Source organism: Rhodopirellula islandica, assembly GCF_001027925.1.
Classification (GTDB): domain Bacteria; phylum Planctomycetota; class Planctomycetia; order Pirellulales; family Pirellulaceae; genus Rhodopirellula; species Rhodopirellula islandica.
The window spans coordinates 75,251-93,858 of the sequence record NZ_LECT01000050.1; the positions used below are offsets into that span (position 1 = coordinate 75,251).

15 protein-coding genes are annotated in these 18,608 nt (G+C 56.6%); 4 read left to right on the forward strand and 11 right to left on the reverse strand.

Going from position 1 to position 18,608, the window contains the following annotated elements; translation table 11 throughout:
* The 7 genes from RISK_RS25245 to uvrB form a co-directional block, all read right to left on the reverse strand.
* The gene (locus RISK_RS25245) at positions 1–1,311 is read right to left on the reverse strand and encodes a DegT/DnrJ/EryC1/StrS family aminotransferase (protein ID WP_047817102.1); all 1,311 of its coding nucleotides are present in this window, start codon (positions 1,309–1,311) and stop codon (positions 1–3) included.
* Positions 1,308–2,288: a GDP-L-fucose synthase family protein gene (locus tag RISK_RS25250; protein ID WP_236696689.1), complete on the reverse strand. Its 981-nt coding sequence runs from the start codon at positions 2,286–2,288 to the stop codon at positions 1,308–1,310. The genes RISK_RS25245 and RISK_RS25250 overlap by 4 nt, the downstream gene beginning before the upstream one ends.
* Before the next feature lie 102 nt (positions 2,289–2,390).
* Positions 2,391–3,131, reverse strand: coding sequence for a glycosyltransferase family 25 protein (locus tag RISK_RS25255; protein WP_047817103.1), 741 nt, complete (start codon positions 3,129–3,131; stop codon positions 2,391–2,393).
* Between the two features lie 97 nt (positions 3,132–3,228).
* Positions 3,229–3,906 carry a glycosyltransferase gene (locus RISK_RS25260; protein ID WP_236696690.1) on the reverse strand — a complete coding sequence of 226 codons (678 nt, stop codon included), beginning with the start codon at positions 3,904–3,906 and terminating at the stop codon, positions 3,229–3,231.
* A 301-nt stretch (positions 3,907–4,207) separates the two neighbouring features.
* Complete coding sequence (locus RISK_RS25265; RefSeq protein ID WP_053061305.1) at positions 4,208–6,106, reverse strand: hypothetical protein; 1,899 nt, start codon at positions 6,104–6,106, stop codon at positions 4,208–4,210.
* Positions 6,107–6,109: 3 nt separating this feature from the next.
* A complete protein-coding gene (locus tag RISK_RS25270; RefSeq protein ID WP_047817105.1) occupies positions 6,110–6,919 on the reverse strand; it encodes a hypothetical protein in 810 nt (269 codons plus the stop codon).
* Positions 6,920–7,212: 293 nt separating this feature from the next.
* The gene (uvrB, locus tag RISK_RS25275) at positions 7,213–9,339 is read right to left on the reverse strand and encodes an excinuclease ABC subunit UvrB (protein ID WP_047817106.1); all 2,127 of its coding nucleotides are present in this window, start codon (positions 9,337–9,339) and stop codon (positions 7,213–7,215) included.
* Between the two features lie 82 nt (positions 9,340–9,421).
* On the opposite strand from uvrB, the gene RISK_RS25280 reads away from it, so the two are divergent.
* The 3 genes from RISK_RS25280 to RISK_RS25290 all read left to right on the forward strand — a co-directional run bounded on the left by RISK_RS25280 (position 9,422) and on the right by RISK_RS25290 (position 13,240).
* Positions 9,422–10,057 carry a thymidine kinase gene (locus RISK_RS25280; protein WP_047817107.1) on the forward strand — a complete coding sequence of 212 codons (636 nt, stop codon included), beginning with the start codon at positions 9,422–9,424 and terminating at the stop codon, positions 10,055–10,057.
* Positions 10,058–10,134: 77 nt separating this feature from the next.
* A complete protein-coding gene (locus RISK_RS25285) occupies positions 10,135–12,429 on the forward strand; it encodes a ribonuclease R family protein (protein WP_047817153.1) in 2,295 nt (764 codons plus the stop codon).
* Between the two features lie 91 nt (positions 12,430–12,520).
* Complete coding sequence (locus tag RISK_RS25290) at positions 12,521–13,240, forward strand: SIR2 family NAD-dependent protein deacylase (protein ID WP_047817108.1); 720 nt, start codon at positions 12,521–12,523, stop codon at positions 13,238–13,240.
* On the opposite strand, the gene RISK_RS25295 is transcribed toward RISK_RS25290, so the two are convergent.
* The gene (locus RISK_RS25295; RefSeq protein ID WP_047817109.1) at positions 13,222–14,181 is read right to left on the reverse strand and encodes an SRPBCC family protein; all 960 of its coding nucleotides are present in this window, start codon (positions 14,179–14,181) and stop codon (positions 13,222–13,224) included. The two genes, RISK_RS25290 and RISK_RS25295, sit on opposite strands and share 19 nt — an antisense overlap.
* Before the next feature lie 136 nt (positions 14,182–14,317).
* Positions 14,318–15,232 (reverse strand): endonuclease/exonuclease/phosphatase family protein, encoded by a 915-nt coding sequence (locus RISK_RS25300; RefSeq protein WP_236696692.1) that lies wholly within the window; start codon positions 15,230–15,232, stop codon positions 14,318–14,320.
* Between the two features lie 506 nt (positions 15,233–15,738).
* Here RISK_RS25300 and RISK_RS25310 point away from each other — a divergent pair.
* The gene (locus tag RISK_RS25310) at positions 15,739–16,782 is read left to right on the forward strand and encodes a helix-turn-helix domain-containing protein (RefSeq protein ID WP_047817111.1); all 1,044 of its coding nucleotides are present in this window, start codon (positions 15,739–15,741) and stop codon (positions 16,780–16,782) included.
* Here RISK_RS25310 and RISK_RS25315 read toward each other — a convergent pair.
* Positions 16,730–17,746, reverse strand: coding sequence for a hypothetical protein (locus RISK_RS25315; RefSeq protein ID WP_047817112.1), 1,017 nt, complete (start codon positions 17,744–17,746; stop codon positions 16,730–16,732). The two genes, RISK_RS25310 and RISK_RS25315, sit on opposite strands and share 53 nt — an antisense overlap.
* Positions 17,743–18,369: a hypothetical protein gene (locus tag RISK_RS25320; protein WP_047817113.1), complete on the reverse strand. Its 627-nt coding sequence runs from the start codon at positions 18,367–18,369 to the stop codon at positions 17,743–17,745. Before RISK_RS25320 ends, RISK_RS25315 begins: the two co-directional genes overlap by 4 nt.
* Positions 18,370–18,608 lie beyond the last annotated feature (239 nt).

An 18,608-nucleotide genomic window follows, 5' to 3' on the forward strand; every position in this document is an offset into this window, starting at 1 on the left:
TTAAGCCACCTTGCGAATCTGAGTCGGCCGCACAACCGCAGCGTGCGCTTCATCGAGCGTGCGGATCAGACGTTCGAGTTTGAGGTCATCCATCATCGGACTGAGCCCCAGATAGAAGCCTTGTTCATGGATCCATTCGGCACCGGGATAGTCCTTGGGATTGACATCGCCGAGCAAACGGGCCGCTGGTTGACGAGCAAAGTTCCCCGTCACAACCGGCCGAGTCTCCACGCCTGCTTGTTCCAAGTGCGCCAACAATTCGGTTCGCGAACCAACCGCCTCACCCTTCAACAACATTGGCAACGCAAACGGGCTGGCTTGGCCCGCGGTGGGCGTTTCAAAGCATTCAAACCAAGACTGACTGTCAGCGTACGTTGCAAAACGTCCCGCCAATTCTCGACGGCGATCGTTCATGCCGTCCAGTTTCTTGAGTTGCTCCAAACCAAACGCGGCTTGCAATTCAGTGGGTCGGAGGTTGAATCCCCAGTTGATGAATCGATAGCGATCATCCACCACCGTGGGATTCGACACCGCTTTGGTGGAACCAGATGGAGTTCCGCCTGCGGGCGACTTCAATCCACGTGACCAACCGTGGGCTCGTAAAACACGAAGCGCGTCTGCATCCTCTTCGTTGTGGCAAGTCACCATGCCACCTTCCATCGTGGTCATGTGATGGGAAAAGAAGAAACTGAAGCTTCCGCCCAATCCAAAGTTCCCGACATGTTGATCGTCGTACTTGGCGCCGAGTGACTCGCAACAGTCCTCGATCAAAATCAGTTCGTGCTCTTCGCAGAATTGCTTCATCCTCGTCATGTCGATGGGGTTGCCCATCAAATGCACAGCGAAAACGCACTTGGATTTCGAAGTCAGACGTCGACGCATGTCGTCGAAGTCCACGTTCAGCGTTTGAGGGTCAACGTCAACCAAGGTGACCTTCAATCCAGCCATCAACGGCGACCAGATCTGAGTCGGCCAAGTCACGGCCGGAACCAAGACTTCGTCGCCCGCGGACAACCGAGGGTTGGATGGATTGACCAGGTTGTAAGCCAATAACAAATCAGCGGATGACCCGCTGTTGACCATCACGGCGTCGTGACAACCGATGTACTGAGCGAACTGAGTTTCAAATTCGCGAGTCAGTTCGCCCATCGACGTTCGGTAATTGACCAAACAGTTCATGGCCGCGGCAATTTCATCTCGCCCGAACGTGGGCACCGTCAACGGGTACCAGTATCGGCCGAATTCGCTGGAGGCGGGTTCGAGATGGTCATCCATCCACAACTCAAAGGCTTGCAGAGATTCCGGGGTCATGCCGCGTTCGCTGAATAAGGGTTGTTGCTGAGTGTTTGCCGGTATTCCTGAATCGTTCTGGCGATCCCGTCATTCAGCGAAACGCGGGGCTCAAACCCCAATTGCTTGAGTCTGGTGTTGTCAGTGCACTTGCGAGGCATCCCATCAGGGCGAGTCGTGTCCCAACAGATCTGACCTTGGAACCCTGTCTGTTCCGCGATCATGCCCGCCAACTCGGCGATGCTGACGTCGGTGCCAGGACCAAGGTTGATGATCTGCCCATCGGTTTCCGCATCGAAGAGATGCAACATGCCGCGAACCACGTCCTCGACATGAATGAACTCACGCTTGGCAGATCCGGTGCCCCAAAGCGTGACCGACTCCGCGTTCTGGTCCACCGCATCAGAAAATCGTTTGACCAACGCACTGAGCACATGACAGCGTGCCAGGTCAAAGTGGTCACCGGTGCCGTAAATGTTGCACGGCATCGGCAGGACACACTTCATCCCCATCTGTTTCTGATAGCTCTGTGCCAATCGCAGGCCAGCGATTTTCGCGAGGGCATAGCCTTCGTTGGTTGGCTCCAGTGGACCCGTCAAAAGCGAATCCTCGACCATCGGCTGCGCACATTCGCGGGGATAGATGCAAGTGCTGCCAAGCAACAACACTTTCTCCACGCCAGCTTTGGCACAAGCACTGAGTTGGTTGACAACCAAGCGAAGGTTCTCGTCCAAAAAACCAACCGGGTCGTTGATATTCGCGACAATCCCGCCCACTTTTGCAGCCAGCAAAAACGCGTGCTTGGGTCGATGCTGCGAAACATAATCCTGGACCGCGTCAGCCGAGCAAAGGTCCAGCTCGCTTCGCGCAGGTGTCAACAGGTTGGTGTAACCCGCCGTTTGCAGGTGCTTCGTTAAAGCGGCACCGACCATGCCCGCGGCACCGGTGATCCATATCGGTTCGTCTTGCCGCACTGAAAATCCTTTTTCTTCGGGCACGATTTCGTCTTGAGTTCCGAGGTCGTCAAACCCTCCATGTTTCCAACGACTGAAGGTTCTTGTAGGAAACGACTTGCAACAGATTCAATGTCAATTTCTGGTTCAAGCAGCGTCCTTGCGGGAACGCGTGGCGATTTGAAAACGGTAAATCGGACGCAAGACCTCCCGTTTCACTCGGTCGGTCACCGCCATTCTTTTGCGACCGCCACCGATCGTGCTGCCACCCAAATTCGCGGATACCTCCTGCACGCACGAGGGCTGCATCACCACCACGCGAACCCCCGTGACCCATCGCATTTGAATGAAGGCGTCAACTGGACGATCAATCTGCTCGGAAGCGGCCAATAACTTTTCCGCTGCTTCTCGTGTCACCAGCTGGGCCGATGTCCGCAGCGGAATCACATCGGGACACAGCAGCGACCACTTGGACTGCCGTGCCATGACTCGATGCGGAGCAGCAAACGGACGCACTTGAAATTGCACGTAGTCCCCCGGTTTGGCATGGTCACTGGCGAAGGCCAGCGACTCGTCAAAGCCCGGTTCAAATTCGATGTCGTCCTCGACGATCAACGTTTGCTCCCAGCCCTCATCAACGATGCGTTGCCAGATGCCTCGATGACTGAGAAAGCACCCGACTTCACCGACGTTCAGCGAAAACGGATAGGAAGGTGAATGCAATCGCGGCTCGACCCAACGCTGCAATTCTTCGGCAGGCAACAGTTTGCCGTCAACGGCTTCATGAACCGCGCAGGGCACCGGGCACGTTTGAAGAATCCGCTGGACCTGAGGTTGCCGTGCGGTCGCTCGCCGCAACGTGACAACGAGTGCTTGAGACACGTTCATGTTTTCGACCTCGTGGGAAATCCATTCGAGTGCGTGGTCGTGACTGTAAAATATCGTTGTCGAAAGAATTGGGCGTTCACCGTTTTGAGACGGCGTTCTAGGCTGCCATCATTGCGGGAACACATGCTTCCAACTCCGTTTCCTCTTCGGTCCAACTCGAATCGTACTGCAACCAGTAGTCCCGGACCCAATCCACGGGACCATGCCCGAATTTGCGTTGTGTGCCCCAGCGGTAGTTGCCCTGTGGAACCACATCAATTGGCCGAGGGTCCCCATGAAACACAATCACCTTGGCTTTCGCAGGACGCTTGACTTTGGGGAAAATCTGGTTGATCGGGTAGTACTTCAGACAGTGCCACTTGAAGCTGGAGGTCCAGGCAAACGGCCAGTAATTCACCTCCTCAGCATTCTTGGTCAAGAAATCTTGGTCGAGGTCAAAGCGATCGAAACACTCTTGCTGGTGTTCGTTGAATTGTCGAAACAATTCAGCTTGCTCACCGGGATAAAATCCCAGGATCGATCCCTGAACGCCACGGTCGGGACGCATCGCAAGCGGAGCCAAACTCCATAGCGTTGGATTCCATTCTCGCAACGCGTGGAAACCTCGCTTGGCCTCCAAACGATCGAAGAACCCATCCAGGTTCTGATTGATCAGCACGTCGAGATCCAAATACAGTGTTGGCTCGTCGGCAGGCAAAACCCCCGGTGCCAGAATCGACAGCTTGGGCCAACACCCCTTTTCCTGATGCTCCAAGGGGATGCCTAAGTCGGGCATCTGAATTCCTTCGACCCCATCAGTCAATCCAGGCACATTGTCGGTGACGCAAACAAAACGATGTGGACGGTTCAAATTGGCCGCCACAGCATTTCGCAAAACAGTGACATACGATGCGGGAAATGCGTCTAACCAGCGAGTGCAGACAACCGTCGCCATGGTCTCGCCTTCCTTGGTGAGAAATGGACATAGAAAATCCCGTCCAACGACGAGAAACATGTGTTTCCCGCGGAGATTAGCGAAGTCGGTTGTTGGTGACCAGTCCGATTGAGTGTGATCGCTCAAACCAGCGTTTTCGACCTCAAGCCGCCTTTTGATGCGATGTTTCGACTTCCGTGGACGCGGCCAAGTTCTCCCGTCGGGGGCTGAATCTTCGGACCACCTTGATCGCCCAATCAACGCCATTGACGAACGCATGCTCCGTTCTGGAATCAGGCCCGCCATAAATCGGCAAGTGACGGCCAACCCGACCGGCCGCTTCGCGAAGCAAGAATTCAGAAACGGCAGGGTGACTATTGAACATCTGAATGACGAATGCCAGGGATCCCAAGGTAGGGATCACACCAATCACCAAGGCTTGCATGTGAGGCGTTGCGTCATGCCGTGACGCCCAAGCACTCTGCAATGTGACCAACGTTCGCAATCCCGGAAGGATTAGAAACGGAGCGGCCGCGTACCACCAACTGCCTCCCGACAAGGAAGCTGCCATGCCAGTCAATTTCAACATGGAGACCACAGGAGAAAGCGTCTTGATCGCAAGGTGCTTTGCCATTCCACGCGCGTAGACACCGACACCTGGTTCGTCAAAGTCGTTGCGCAATCGCCTGCCGGTGGAGACATCCAGCCATCGTCGCGACTCCCAGCGTCGAACCGACCTGTGAAACAATCGGCGTGCCGTTCGAGCTTGATGATGCCGACTCGTCAGGATGGCCCACGCCCGCTGCCGCCGCAGGGCTCGCAACCGAGCGTCCGCCACCAATCGATGCCATTTCGGCGAGAGGCAGATTGCCAAAACGCTGTTGAGATGAAACCGCAAGAGCGACTGGCGGCGATGCCGGGAAACCCTTCCCTGTTCCTGCCAACACCGCGTTTCCCGGTGCCGATGACACCGCATCGCTGATCGTCGGAAGCGTGAATCAAGCACCAATCGACCCGCCTGACGGCGCACCCGCTCGCTGCCGACCACTTTTTGAAACAATCGGCCGAAAATGGGCAACAAACCAATGATCCAAAACCCCAGCCAACACCATTTGTCGTTCACCAGCCGGTGCTCGGTCGTATCATCAATCGTTCGCTCCAACGACCAACGACCGATCATCTCTTCGCGATACAACGCCCGTCGGTCTGCCGAGGCCCATCGCCAAGGTTTACGAAACGGCGCGATTTCGGTGTCTTTCCAAGCCGTGGTGTGCACGACGAGACGGTCCACATCTTGTCGCCATTCTCCCTCGACGCCCTGAACGCAACGCAAAAGCAGCTTAGAATCCAAGTCATCAAACGGGAAAACGCTGCCTTGTTTCCAAGCCAAAACGAGATAGCGAAGCACCAACACCGCTGGGATTCCGGACTCTAAATCGATGATGGTGAGATCGGCTCGCTGGCGTCCCGGCAAATCCCCTTCTGACTCGTCTTGCCCATTCGATCCGTCAAACAATCGCAGTCCAGGACGGTCGCTGATCAACAAGTTCGCCGTGGAAACGAGAGCTCGCGGAGAAACCTGCCAGCCTGAACCATGCATCCCCCAGCCCACCAAACGATCTTCCAGCTGTCGCATGGTGCCAACCAACGGACTCATTTCGTCAGAATCATCCCGTTTGACAATTGGGCCGCGTCCTTCGATCCACTCTGCCGCGAGCACCCAGGCCTGGCGAGGGCGATCAAACCGGACATACAACGGCTTCGCTACGCGGACGCCGCTGCCCTCACGCTCCAGCAATCCCGCCACCACCCGCCGCCGGTAAAAACTGGCATGGATGGCATGACGATTGGAACGGTAGGCAAACGGGGCTGCGAAGGCGATGCGATAGATCACCCGGGTCAACATGCCAGGGGCAAACACCTTCTCGACACAACGCGTGGTGGTTCCGTCCGCCCACTGAGCATCCACCAGTTCCGCCGATGCCGCACGCCCGTTGCCTAGGACGCCCACACGCTGCACACGGATGGGAACCGGAATCGAATTTTCAGTCGAGAGTCCCAATGCTCAGGCCGCCCGGGTGAATCGTTCAGGATCAAGCCGAATCGTTGCGTTGGCGTCTTCCCCATCTGACAACTCTGACGCGGAATGCCCAACCGAATTCGACTTGGAGAAAAACAGGACAACCGTCATCAGCAAAAAACAGCAGGGAATCAAGAGCTCACACAGCTCTTCGACATGCCCCGCGGCGACCTTCCATTGGACCGGCAAAACCACTCCGTTCCGTCCCAACGTCCCCAGTCCCATGTCGATTGATTTCGAAAACACGACCAAAAGACAGGCCGCGATTGGCAGCACTCCCAGCCAACTTCCCGCCACGAAACGATTGCGAACAAGTTTGGCGTAGCGTCCGCACAAAGAAACGACAGTCGCCGTTGCCACAACAATCACCAATGCCGCGATTGCTTTCGACATCAGCGATACATCATCCCGCAGATAGAACGACGTTTTTAGGAAACTGCCTCCCGTGAACCGGGAATGAAAATCCATTTCCCGTGCGAAAAAGAGACACAAAACCGCTGTGAGCAAAAACGGATGACGTGGGCAGCGGACCGATGGTTTCCAAAGTTTCATGGCACCGGCCATCAGCAAACTGGCGGCAACTACCAAATAAAGATACGCCGAAAGAGACTCGACCCAGCCACCTTCACTGATGATCGCATCTCGCAGGGGCAATCCCACCCACAGCAACGCGTAACAAGCGACCAGCACGAACCCGATCCCTGCTCCCAACGCGAGAGACAACCTCCCTCCCCCGGCTCGCCACCTTGCAGTGTCACGCCAATCGATCCGGTGAATCGGGTCATCAAAGGACATCGGTACTCTTTAAATTATTGGAACGATTCGGGGGAGCGACGAACAGTTTTGGAAAGCTAGCAAAGCCTCACCCCGATCGGCTGTTCAAAGCGGGATCGTCCGCCCCGTCCGCTTCATCAAAACTTCATTTCGCGACCGTTGCGTATAAAGCACCGCGTCCCCTCAACTCAAGAGGAAACGGACTCCATCTCGCTCGAATCCGATTGCCAGACAATCTTTTCCAAACGCCCCTTGCCAGAACAATTGCTATCAACAGATTGATCGGCACAATCGGGCAACACCTTGAGCGGGCATCAACCGCGTTTTGGCCGCGGGATCTTGGTGCCTTTGCTGGCCCCCGTTTTCTTGGCCCCGCGACGACCGCGTCCGCGGCCGCCTGACTTGCCAGCCGATTTCTCGTCGACGATTTCTACGTCGGAGAGTGGTTTGCCAATGTGCTCTTTGAGTTGCAGCACCCGGTCTCGCAATCTTGCCGCACGCTCGAATTCCAGGTCCTCCGCCGCAGACAACATCTCCTGCTCGAGTTTGTCGACGTACTCGATCGTGATGTAGGTGGGTTCGCCGCTGTCCTGCGCCTTGCGGGTCGAATCCTTGTGGTTGGCCGCGTCGGTGTTGATGCCTTTGCGAATCGCCTTGAGAACGGTCTTCGGCACAATCCCATGCTTGGTGTTGTATTCCATCTGGATCACACGGCGACGCTCGGTTTCGTCGATCGCCATCTGCATCGAATTGGTGACCTTGTCGGCATACAGAATCACGCGGGAATTTGCATTTCGAGCTGCACGACCAATCGTTTGAATCAAACTCGTTTCGCTCCGCAAGAAGCCTTCTTTGTCCGCATCCAAGATCGCGACCAACGAAACCTCAGGAAGGTCGAGGCCCTCTCGAAGGAGGTTCACACCGACCAAGCAATCGAACGAACCAGCCCGCAGTTCCTGCAACAAATCCACTCGCTCGAATGCGTTCAATTCACTGTGCAACCATCGGCAGCGAACACCTTGTTCTTGGAAATAGTTCGCCAAGTCCTCCGCCAAACGTTTGGTCAGCGCCGTGACCAGAACGCGTTCATTGCGTTCCGCACGAATGCGAACTTGTTCCAGCAGATGCGTCACTTGCCCGCGAGCCGAAACGATCTCGACCTCGGGATCGAGCAAGCCTGTGGGGCGAATGATCTGCTCCACCACTTCGCCGCCGGTGCGTTCGAGTTCATAGTCGCTGGGCGTTGCGCTGACGAAGCAAATCTGCCCGGTGCGTTCTTCCCATTCATTGAACTTCAGCGGCCGGTTGTCGAGCGCACAGGGAAGCCGGAACCCGTGTTCGACCAACGTGATTTTTCGACTTCGGTCACCGGCGTACATCGCCCGAACCTGAGGCACGGTCACATGCGATTCGTCGACGAACGTGATGAAGTCCTTGGGAAAGAAGTCATACAAGGTGTCCGGGGTCGCACCGGGTTCTTTGCCGGACAGCGGACGCGAGTAATTTTCGATGCCGGGACAATGCCCAACCTCGGCCAGCATCTCCAGATCGAATTTGGTTCGCGCCGACAATCGCTGAGCCTCCAGCAATTTCCCTTGCGACTGAAAGACCTCGAGCTGCTGCGCCAGCTCTTCTCGCAGACTTCGGATCGCCCGTTGGATGCGGTCTTCCGGCATCACAAAGTGCTTGCACGGATAAATGTAAAGGTGCTCGACCGTTTTGATGGTCTCGCCCGACGTCGGATTGATCAGCGAGATTTTCTCGATCTCATCGCCCCACATCTCGATCCGATAAGCAAACTCTTCGTAACTGGGCCACAGCTCGATCGAATCCCCACGCACACGAAATTTCCCGCGTTCAAATTGGATGTCGTTGCGTTGGTATTGCAGATCGACAAACTTCAACAGCAAGTGATCTCGGCGGGTCTGTTCACCTTGATGCAGATCGACGACCAATTGCCGGTAATCATCCGGCGATCCCAAACCGTAGATGCTGCTGACCGAGGCCACGATCACCACATCGCGGCGACTGACCAAAGAACTGGTGGTGGCCAATCGCAACCGGTCGATTTCCTCGTTGATCGAGGAATCCTTTTCGATGTAGACGTCCCGCTGCGGAATGTAGGCTTCGGGTTGGTAGTAGTCGTAGTAGCTGACGAAATAATGAACGGCATTGTTGGGGAAAAACTCTTTGAATTCCCCGTACAACTGAGCCGCCAACGTTTTGTTGTGGCTGAGGATCAACGCAGGTCGCTGGACTGACGCGATCACGTTGGCCATCGTGTACGTTTTCCCGGTCCCGGTGGCTCCCAGCAGTGTCTGCGCGGTCTTGCCGCTTTGGATGCCTTCGATCAACTTGGCAATCGCGGCTGGCTGGTCCCCCGAAGGCGGGAACGGCTGGTGCAAATCAAAAGCGGCCGGTTCGAGTTTGGTGGTGCTCATGTCAGCACTTTAGCAAACTGTCGAATCATCCGGCACAGACCCACCGCCTCCGATTCTCGCCCCTGATTTCCAACACGCTGCCATGGCGAAGCTGTATTTCTACTATTCCACGATGAACGCCGGGAAATCCACGGTTTTGTTGCAGTCCAGCTACAACTATCGCGAACGGGGGATGAACACCCTGATTCTTTCTCCCGAGATCGACACTCGGTTTGGCAGTGGCAAAGTCGCCTCGCGAATTGGCATCGAATCGGAATCCGTTTCGTTCACCACCTCCGACAACCTGTTGGAGATCGCCCGGGCAGAGACACGATCCCAACCTCTTCACTGCGTGCTCGTCGACGAGGCCCAGTTTTTGACCCGAACCCAGGTGCGCCAGCTCAGCGACGTTTGCGACGACCTGGACATCCCCGTCTTGGCCTACGGGCTGCGAACCGATTTCCAAGGCAATCTGTTCGAGGGCAGCGAACACCTGCTGGCCTGGGCCGACACGCTGACGGAACTCAAAACGATCTGTCACTGCGGTCGCAAGGCCACGATGGTGCTGCGAGTGAGTGAATCCGGCCAAGTCATCCGCGACGGTGAGCAGGTCCAGATCGGGGGCAACGAGCGGTACCAAACGGTTTGTCGCCGTCACTTCAAAGAAGCGATCTTCCAACGCTCCGAAGACGAACTTCCCCTGCTGGATTCGAACGAACCCCGCCAATCGGAACGTTAAACCATCCAGTGGAAGCGTTGCCGCCGATGGGCAACACGTCCTACCCCGGACAAGCCTCGGTCGACTATTCTGGGGCCATGCAAGTCTCACAAGAATTGATCGATCGCGTTCTGCGACTCGTTCACGCGGCGGAATACCGTCCCAGCAAACCCAAACAAATCGCTGCCCTGTTGGAACTCGACGCGGATGGCTACCGCGAAGTCCGTCGGGTGGTCAAACAATTGGTCCTCGAAGGCCGGCTGATCTACGGCGGCAACCACCTGGTCGTCGCTGCCGCGGCCGTCGGTGGCCCCACAGACCAAATTCGCGGAACATTTCGCCGTGCCATGGGCGGCGGTTTCGGTTTCGTTCGCCCCTCCAGTGGCGGTGGCGGTGTCGACGCGGATGTTCCCGAGGACGTTTTCGTTCCCCCTGCCATGACCGCAGGTGCCCTGGAAGGCGACCTGGTCGCTGTGACAATCGCACCCAGCCGCCGGGGCGGGATCGAAGGCAAAGTGGTCGAGGTGCTGCAGCGCGCACGCCGTCAATTCACCGGCACGTTTTTCTCCTCCCCGCAACCTGACCAACCCGGTTCCGACACGATCGAAGGTCCCGTCGTTTACCTGGACGGCGTTCACTACGAAGCGCCCGTCAGCGTCGGCGACGTGCGAGGTCTGCCCCTGCAAGACGGCGACAAGATCTTTGTCGAAATCGTCGACTTCCCCGATGAAGAAACGGGCGGTGGCGAAGCCGTCATCCTCGAGCGTCTGGGAAGCAGCAAAAACCCGGCGATCGACACCCTGACGATCATGCGGCAATACGCGCTGCCCGATGAGTTCTCCGAAGAGGTCCTCGACGAAGCTCGCGATCAAGCCGATGCGTTCGACGACGACGTCGTGCCGGCAGACCGCAAGGACCTGACGGACATGCTGACGATCACAATCGACCCGTTCGATGCACGTGACTTCGACGACGCGATCTCATTGCAACGTGAAGAGGGTCGCTGGCGGTTGTGGGTGCACATCGCCGACGTCAGTCACTTTGTTCCGCCCGCTGGCAAACTGGATGTCGAAGCGCGTCGTCGCGGGACCAGCGTCTACCTGCCGGACCGCGTGATTCCGATGATCCCCGAGATCATCAGCAATCACCTCGCCTCCCTTCAGCCCGAACGCATGCGTTTGGTGAAGACGGTCGAAATTGAAATGCTGGATGATCTGACCATCACCCACAGCGAAGTTCACAACGCCGCGATCCGCAGCGACAAGCGATTCAACTACGAGCAAATCGATCAGTTCCTCGCGTCCCCCGAGGCATTCCAGAAAGACTGGGGAGACTCGATCTGTGAACTGCTGACGCACATGCACCAGCTCGCGATGCAAATCCGCAAGCGTCGCTTCAAAGATGGTGCGCTGTCGATGGACATGCCGGACATCAAGCTCGAACTGGATCGAATGGGCAAGGTCAAAGGCGCCTACCAAACCGAGAACACCGAGAGCCACCAGATCATCGAGGAGTTCATGCTGCTCGGCAACGAAGCGGTTGCGACTTGGTTGGACGACCAAGAACTCAATTTCCTGCACCGCATTCACGCACCGCCGGAACGCCGGAAACTTCGGCAACTGACCAGCTTCGTCAAAGACCTCGGCTTGGGAATTGACAATGTCGAAAGCCGCTTCGAAATCCAAGCCGTCCTGGACAAAGTCGCTGGCACCACGCTCGAAAACGCCGTCAACTTTGCGGTGCTCAAAAGCATGAGCAAAGCGGTCTATGGGCCGCACCGCGAAGGCCACTACGCACTCGACAAAGAACACTACTGTCACTTCACCAGCCCCATCCGCCGGTACCCTGACCTCAGCGTTCACCGCTTGGTGCAGCGACTGATCGAGAAGAAACCCACTCCCGATGAATCTTTCGCGGAGTTGGTCAAACTCGGGCATGAATGCAGCGACGCCGAACGCAATGCCGCCCAGGCCGAACGCGAATTGATCCAGTTGAAACTGCTTCACTTCCTGAAAAAGAAACAGGGAGAAACACTCGAAGCCGTGATCAGCCGGGTCTTCGCCGATGGCATTCACGCGCGCTGCTTGAAACTTCCCGTCGATGGCTTCATTCCCGTCACCGAGTTGCCCAGTGATCAATATCGCTTTGAACGCCGCGGGCAGGTTCTGACGGGATTCAAAGAAGGCAACCGCTTTCGACTGGGTGACCACCTGACGGTCCGAATTGGCAAAGTCGACCTGCAAGACCGGCAGTTGTACCTCGACGTCGTGAAGAACCACTCGGCGGGCAAGAGCGATCCCAAAGGCCCCTCCGGCAGCAAGTCGAAGAAGTCGCCTCTCCGGCACCAGAAAAAGTCCGACCGACGCGAAAAGAAAAAGCGACGGCGTCGGTAGGTCAGAGGCTCTCAATCGCGACACGACCGAATGCTTGCATTCACGGTGGGGACCACCGTGCCACAGGGTTTGATTCTTTTCCAACGTAGCCATGAACGTTCTCATCCTCACCGGTGCCGGGATCTCTGCGGAATCCGGAATCCCAACCTTCCGTGACGCCAACGGATTGTGGGAAGGTCACGCCGTCGAAGAAGTCGCCACGCCACAGGGATTCGCTCGCAACCCTGAGTTGGTGCAAGAGTTCTACAACCAACGTCGCCGAGCGTTGTTGAACCCTGAGATTCTCCCCAACGCAGCGCACGTCGCACTGGCGGAATTCGAACGCGACCATCTTGAACATGGACGCGGCGATTTCCTGTTGGTGACTCAGAACATCGACAACCTGCACCAACGCGCCGGCAGCCAGAATGTGCTGGCCATGCACGGGCAATTGCTGCAAGCCCGATGCACCTACACCGAAGAGGTCTTTGACTGGACCGAAGACCTGAGCGTTGACACGCCGCACCCGGAAGATCCTGACAACGATGACTTGCGAGGCTGCTTGCGACCCAATGTTGTCTGGTTCGGCGAGATGCCGATTGGCCTGGCAAGCATCGAGAAAGCCGCCACACAAGCTGATTTGTTCCTCGCGATTGGAACATCGGGCGTCGTGTATCCCGCCGCTGGCATCGTGGCGCAAACACCCCCGCACTGCCGCCGCATCGAAGTCAACCTGGGCGACACACCTGCGTCGAGTGCCTTCGATGAAACCATTCGTGGTTCCGCCAGCATCGAAATCCCAAAGCTACTGAATCACTTCAAAGCAATGTAAACATCCGTGATCAAATCTTTGGTTTCGGTGGTTTCCGGGTCATTGCGATAGACCTCACATCCCATCGCTTTGGCCATCTTCATTTTTTTGTAGCGGATGTACTGAATCCCACCCGACCAAGCGTTCCCAAGATGGGCGTAGTCACCGATGTGCCGGACCAAAAGAAACTTGCCGGCGGGCACGGTGTCCGCCACACAGTCCGCCGGAACGCGCGTGCCTGCATCGGCCAAGTAACCAGCCGTGTAATCGAACCATCGTTTGCGAAGGTCCGACGTCGTGTGATACAGGCTGGCCCATTCATGAATGCGTTCATCATCTTCGCGATAGTGTGGTTTGACACGCTCCAGCGTCGCTGACATGTGGCAACCGATGTCATCCATCGTGCAGCCTCCCCGATGCCCGATGATCATGCGGTCGGGTTCGTTGACCACACCTTTGATTTCCAGCTTCGAAAGCACTTCGCCAGTTTCGACAAACTGCTTGAACATCAACAACCCTCGCTCGTAGTCCATCCCCACGAACATTTCCATCATCGATCGCATCCAGAACAAAAACCAAGGCAACTTGCCTCGCATGTGCCAGGTGATCTTGGATCCCGGTCGACCATCCGTCATCACGGGATGAATTTCGAACTCCACTTTGGACTGCGACTTAAACGGCTTGATGAACGCCAGATCGGCTTGGACCGACGAGTTTGCCGATCGGCTCTGCGGAGCCTGAAGTTCGCGGTGGGTCATCGAACCCTCACCAACCAGCTCCCCCTTCCAGTGATACGTCGCTCCCAATTCATTTGACGGATTGCTAACGGTCACTTCCGCATCAGGATCCACCTGCAACCAAGGCGACCAGCGGGTCCAAGTCGAATAGTCCCTGACCGCGTCATAAACATCGCGTGTATCAGCGTCGATCGTTTGGGAACGTTGAATATGAAACGCGGGCATGGTGAATTCGTCCCTTCGGAATGACAAGCGGAACAGCGTCGCACATCCTAGCAAAAAGACAACGCAGCCAGGCTGCGATGTCACTGCCGACCCAAGCCCCAGACCTCTCCGCCAATCGCCTGCGACGCCCCACCGCTCAGTTTTCGCCCAGCCACTCCAATTCCACCAGCACTGGACGATGGTCTGAAGCGAGGGGTTCGTCCAGGACCATTGCTTTGACAATTCGCCACGAATTTGCTGGACGCACGACAACATAGTCCAGTTGTCGAGTGGGCGATTCTGCAGGAAAGGTAGGCATCGGTTCCGACGTCGCCATTCGCCATTCCTGCTGCAGCATTTGAATCGCCTGGGAATCCGGCGAGGCGTTGAAGTCGCCTGCAAGAATCATCGGCAGGGTGCCTTGAGCAAAAAGCCGGTCGAGTTCCCGCGTCTGTCCTTCACGCAAGTCGACGCGAGCATGATGCAAATGCGTCGTCCCGAAAAGAAAAGTGTTTCCGTGAATCTGAAATTCAGCCACTCCAACAATCCGCCGTTCGCGATCTGGTTCACCTGGCAACCAATGCACCTTGAAGGCTTGGATCGGGTGCTTCGATAGAATCGCCTGCCCATACTCTCCGCCGCCATAGTCCAGTTGCTTCGCAAACTGCCCAAACAGACCCGTTTGTGCGGCCAGAACCTCGATTTGGTTGACCACTCCGGTCCGCCGAGTGTTTTGGTCAACTTCCTGCAACGCGACCAAATCGGGGTCGACTTTTTGGATGATCTTCGCCAAGCGGTTGAGGTCGAGCTTGCTGTCTGTCCCTTCACCATGGTGAATGTTGTAGCTCAGGACCTTCAGCTGAATCGGTAAAAGGGAGTCATCCCCTCGCACCAACGAAGTGCCCAGGAAAGGCACAAACACCATTGCCATGAGCAGCGTTTTTTGAACGACCACACCGAAGTCCAATTCATTTGCGTTGACACGAGACGAAACCCGTTCCGAGTTGATCAAACCAGCAACTGGAAGGGTCGAACAAACCGAAATCGTTCCAAGGAAGGTACCTTCGCTCAATTCCGGGATCGACTCCCCACCAGATGGGAACCAATCAATCGCCAGTCCGACCATCCAAAGTTCGGCCTGGGACCCACCCCCCCCCATTCAGTCGAAAGCAACCACACCCTTGGAATCCGCCTCCAGCTCTCCAACTGGAAAAGATCCGATCGATCCATCTCGCCTGCGCCCCAAAATCGGAAGCGGACTCGGCCATTCAGCAAGCCTCACTTGAACAAGACAACTCGAGCAGGCTTCGATTGCTTGCTCCGCCCAGCTACACTGGTTCGCTCGCACGAGAGTCAGACGGCACATCCCAACCTTCTCCTGGTGAATCAGGAGGGGGGAGAGCCAGGAGGAAAAAGCCAGTCGCTCACATGCGAGACGATGCCCCGTAATCGCATAGCGAATAACGATTCGCCTCGGAAGGAGCGACTGGCTGTCGGAAAAATAGTGGGCGGCAGAATTCCCGGTGCGCAAGAGAGGCGCAAAGGGGCTCCATTTCAACAAGAAACACAGGTTTTTGAATGGCTCACGCCAACGCTCAGCTCAAGCAAGTCCGCCAAAGTTTAGGGTTGTCGCAGCTGCAGCTCGCGATGCGGGCGGGCGTTTCCTCGCGGACCGTCCAGTTTGCGGAATCCGGTCAAAATGTTTCTCTCGGTACCATGCGCCGAATCGCCAGTGCACTGGGCATGGAATCGGACCAATTGATTCGCATCGACCCCGGCACGGGCCAAGACGCGTTCGCGGATTTGCCCTGGTCCATCGCCGACCGATTCCGAACCAACCGCCGCTTCGATCAGGGCAGCCTGTGCCGCAACGAATCCGAGGTCGTCGACATCGTTCGACAATTGCGAGAGAACTTCAGCGTTCAAATCCAAAAATGGGGTTCGACGCAAAGTCAGCAGCACGCCCTGTTGCGAGACAAAGCGATTGACGAGGTGTACTTTCGCTACGAACAAAGGTACGTCGAATTGTGGCGAAGGAATCCAGCCTGCATTCGCTTGGATTGCTACGACGAGACCGTCGGTGGAGTCAGCATCACGCTGCCGTTGACGGTAGAGTCCTTTCGCGCGTTCCGGGCCGGAGAATTAGCCTGGCTGGATATCTCGGCGGACGATTTGGTGGATCAATCTCAATACCTGTTGCTCGATTCCGTGACGGAGTTCACCAACCAGTGTCGTCGCCCCTGGTATCAGGTCACGGAGTCACTCAGTCTCGTCGCGTTCACTCAAGTCGCTGCTCTGGCAAAGCACCCCAATCGGTCGGATTTCGAAATGGTTTCGTTTTCAGCAAGCCCGTTGAATGAGCGAAGGCTGAGCACAATTGGCTTCGTCGCCGAACCAACCGTTGAACCCGAGTTCGACTATCCCCTCTTTTGGTTCGGGGAAGATTCGCGGATTTTGACCCAAGAGGAATATTCCAACTGGTCCACGTTCAAGCACTTCACGACCTTGATCAAATCCGTTGACAAAGCCTCCCTTCGCCGACGGATGTTTCAAAACCTTTTGGCGATGGTCAAGCGGCTGCAGCGGCCCGCAAAACGTTCGTTTGCTCGCCGGGCTGCGTGAACGCGGCCGAGTTCCACTTTGGCTTTTCCATCCATGACATGCCGTTTCGTGACATGAACTCATAGTGGTCCACTGACTGACACGGAACTCCAGTTGGCAAAGAAGTCATCGCCGGCCAACTCACACTGTTCAACGTCGATCCACTGGATGATCGTCCAGCGCGTTGCTGAAGCTCGATGACGCGGCCACGTTCAGTCCAGTATCCGGTGTGTTTCAGCCAGTCTTCCGGTTGCCACTGCTCCAGCCATTGCAGTGCCCCCTCGCAATAAAGCGACGGGTTGCCGTGAATGCAGTATCCCCCGACGACCGATTCGATGCGATCGTGGTTGGGTAGTTCTTCTCCGCCAAAACGAAGGTGGTCGCTCAACTCCGAATCGCCCCGTCCCCCGGTCTGCTCCGCATCCAATTCCAATCTCGGGTCGACCAATTGGTAAATCGGCCGTGACTCCTGATCGCGATGCATCGACGCCAACAGCGTGTGATCCAGTTCCGCCACCCCGTAAGCCTGCAGCACCGACAGACGACAACCTCGCTCGGCCAACCATCCATCGACGCTCCGCTGTAACGAAGCCGGCAAGTGGTACCCGCCCGTCGCCCACAGCAGTTCGCTGGGCCAATCCATTTGGGTTCCCAGCGCTTGAATCAACAAATCCGCCCCGGCCAAGGGCTGAGCAACAAACACCACCCGTCGATTCTCCGCTGTCGCCAGTCGCAAGGCCCGAATGCAGGTGGGCGGATGAAGGTAGGTGATGACACGAGTCATCGATTCCATCCCGCCCAAGGATGCCGGGTAGGCGTCCACCACCAACGACTGCGATGGGTCAACGAAAAATGGTTGGAGCGCCGGAAAGGTGCTCACCAGTCGCTGCATCTTTTCAGCGGGCTGCCCACTGTCGATGACGCGAAACTTGTACGGGTCCAACGACGTGGACCCCGCCGAATAAGACAGGATTTTTCCGTTCATGCCACCGCCGCCAATCTCAACGAGCCAACCTTGGCAACCGCACCGGTCTGAGCAAACGATCCACAGCACATCTCCACGAGCGGCTGTTGATCCACTTGGTTTGGGATGCCATCGAACAGGTCCTGGCAATACGAACGCTGACTCGCATCGACCGCCATCAACAACACGTTGCTTGGCGTTTGCAAATCGGGATGAACGAAGTCAAACCCGGGCAGATACGTGAACCCGATGCGGCGATAAAACGCTTGCATGCGCACGTCCGCATTGACGATCGAGATTCGTTTCCCCCTGCTCAATTGATCTTCCCAAGCACGACGCACCAGCGTTCGAAGAGCTTGAATCGGTGTGCTCGGTCCACGTCGAATCCGCAACTTGCAAGTCGCGATCAGTTCGTCGCAATGCTGTTCCAACAAGACCGCTGGATAGTGATCCTCACAATCCAGCCGCCCATTCGCAGCCGCCTGAACCGTCAGCGCCCCGAGTGGCTGCCCCTGCCAATTCAACAGGTAGTGGTGGCTGTATTCGTCGTAGCCATAAACGGTTTGCTCGGCCCCGTCCCGTCGAATCTCCTGAATCACGTCAAACAACGGATCGGTTGTTCCAAAACAATGCAACACATCCATGTGTCGATTCCAACATTTCAAAGTGAGAGGCGGCCCTTCCCTCACGGGCGAAGAAAGTCATCCGACGTGTGTCACTAACAACCCTTGGACACATCCAGCAACGTGAAAATTTGTCACCACTCATTTGCGCATCCGGATGGAGTCCACCCAACCTTCTCGCCAAGTGTCTTCGCAAGCAACCAGAGGTCCCAGCAGGGGCCCCACCGCCCCCCCCCTCCCTGAACACATCCCGCACACCC

Bases quoted from the DNA above. Each gene is read 5' to 3' on its own strand.
- RISK_RS25245 (WP_047817102.1), bottom strand. From the start codon at position 1,311: ATGACCCCGGAATCTCTGCAAGCCTTTGAGTTGTGGATGGATGACCAT.
- RISK_RS25255 (WP_047817103.1), bottom strand. From the start codon at position 3,131: ATGAACGTGTCTCAAGCACTCGTTGTCACGTTGCGGCGAGCGACCGCA.
- RISK_RS25260 (WP_236696690.1), bottom strand. From the start codon at position 3,906: ATGCCCGACTTAGGCATCCCCTTGGAGCATCAGGAAAAGGGGTGTTGG.
- RISK_RS25270 (WP_047817105.1), bottom strand. From the start codon at position 6,919: ATGTCCTTTGATGACCCGATTCACCGGATCGATTGGCGTGACACTGCA.
- uvrB (WP_047817106.1), bottom strand. From the start codon at position 9,339: ATGAGCACCACCAAACTCGAACCGGCCGCTTTTGATTTGCACCAGCCG.
- RISK_RS25280 (WP_047817107.1), top strand. From the start codon at position 9,422: ATGGCGAAGCTGTATTTCTACTATTCCACGATGAACGCCGGGAAATCC.
- RISK_RS25285 (WP_047817153.1), top strand. From the start codon at position 10,135: ATGCAAGTCTCACAAGAATTGATCGATCGCGTTCTGCGACTCGTTCAC.
- RISK_RS25290 (WP_047817108.1), top strand. From the start codon at position 12,521: ATGAACGTTCTCATCCTCACCGGTGCCGGGATCTCTGCGGAATCCGGA.
- RISK_RS25295 (WP_047817109.1), bottom strand. From the start codon at position 14,181: ATGCCCGCGTTTCATATTCAACGTTCCCAAACGATCGACGCTGATACA.
- RISK_RS25310 (WP_047817111.1), top strand. From the start codon at position 15,739: ATGGCTCACGCCAACGCTCAGCTCAAGCAAGTCCGCCAAAGTTTAGGG.
- RISK_RS25315 (WP_047817112.1), bottom strand. From the start codon at position 17,746: ATGAACGGAAAAATCCTGTCTTATTCGGCGGGGTCCACGTCGTTGGAC.
- RISK_RS25320 (WP_047817113.1), bottom strand. From the start codon at position 18,369: ATGGATGTGTTGCATTGTTTTGGAACAACCGATCCGTTGTTTGACGTG.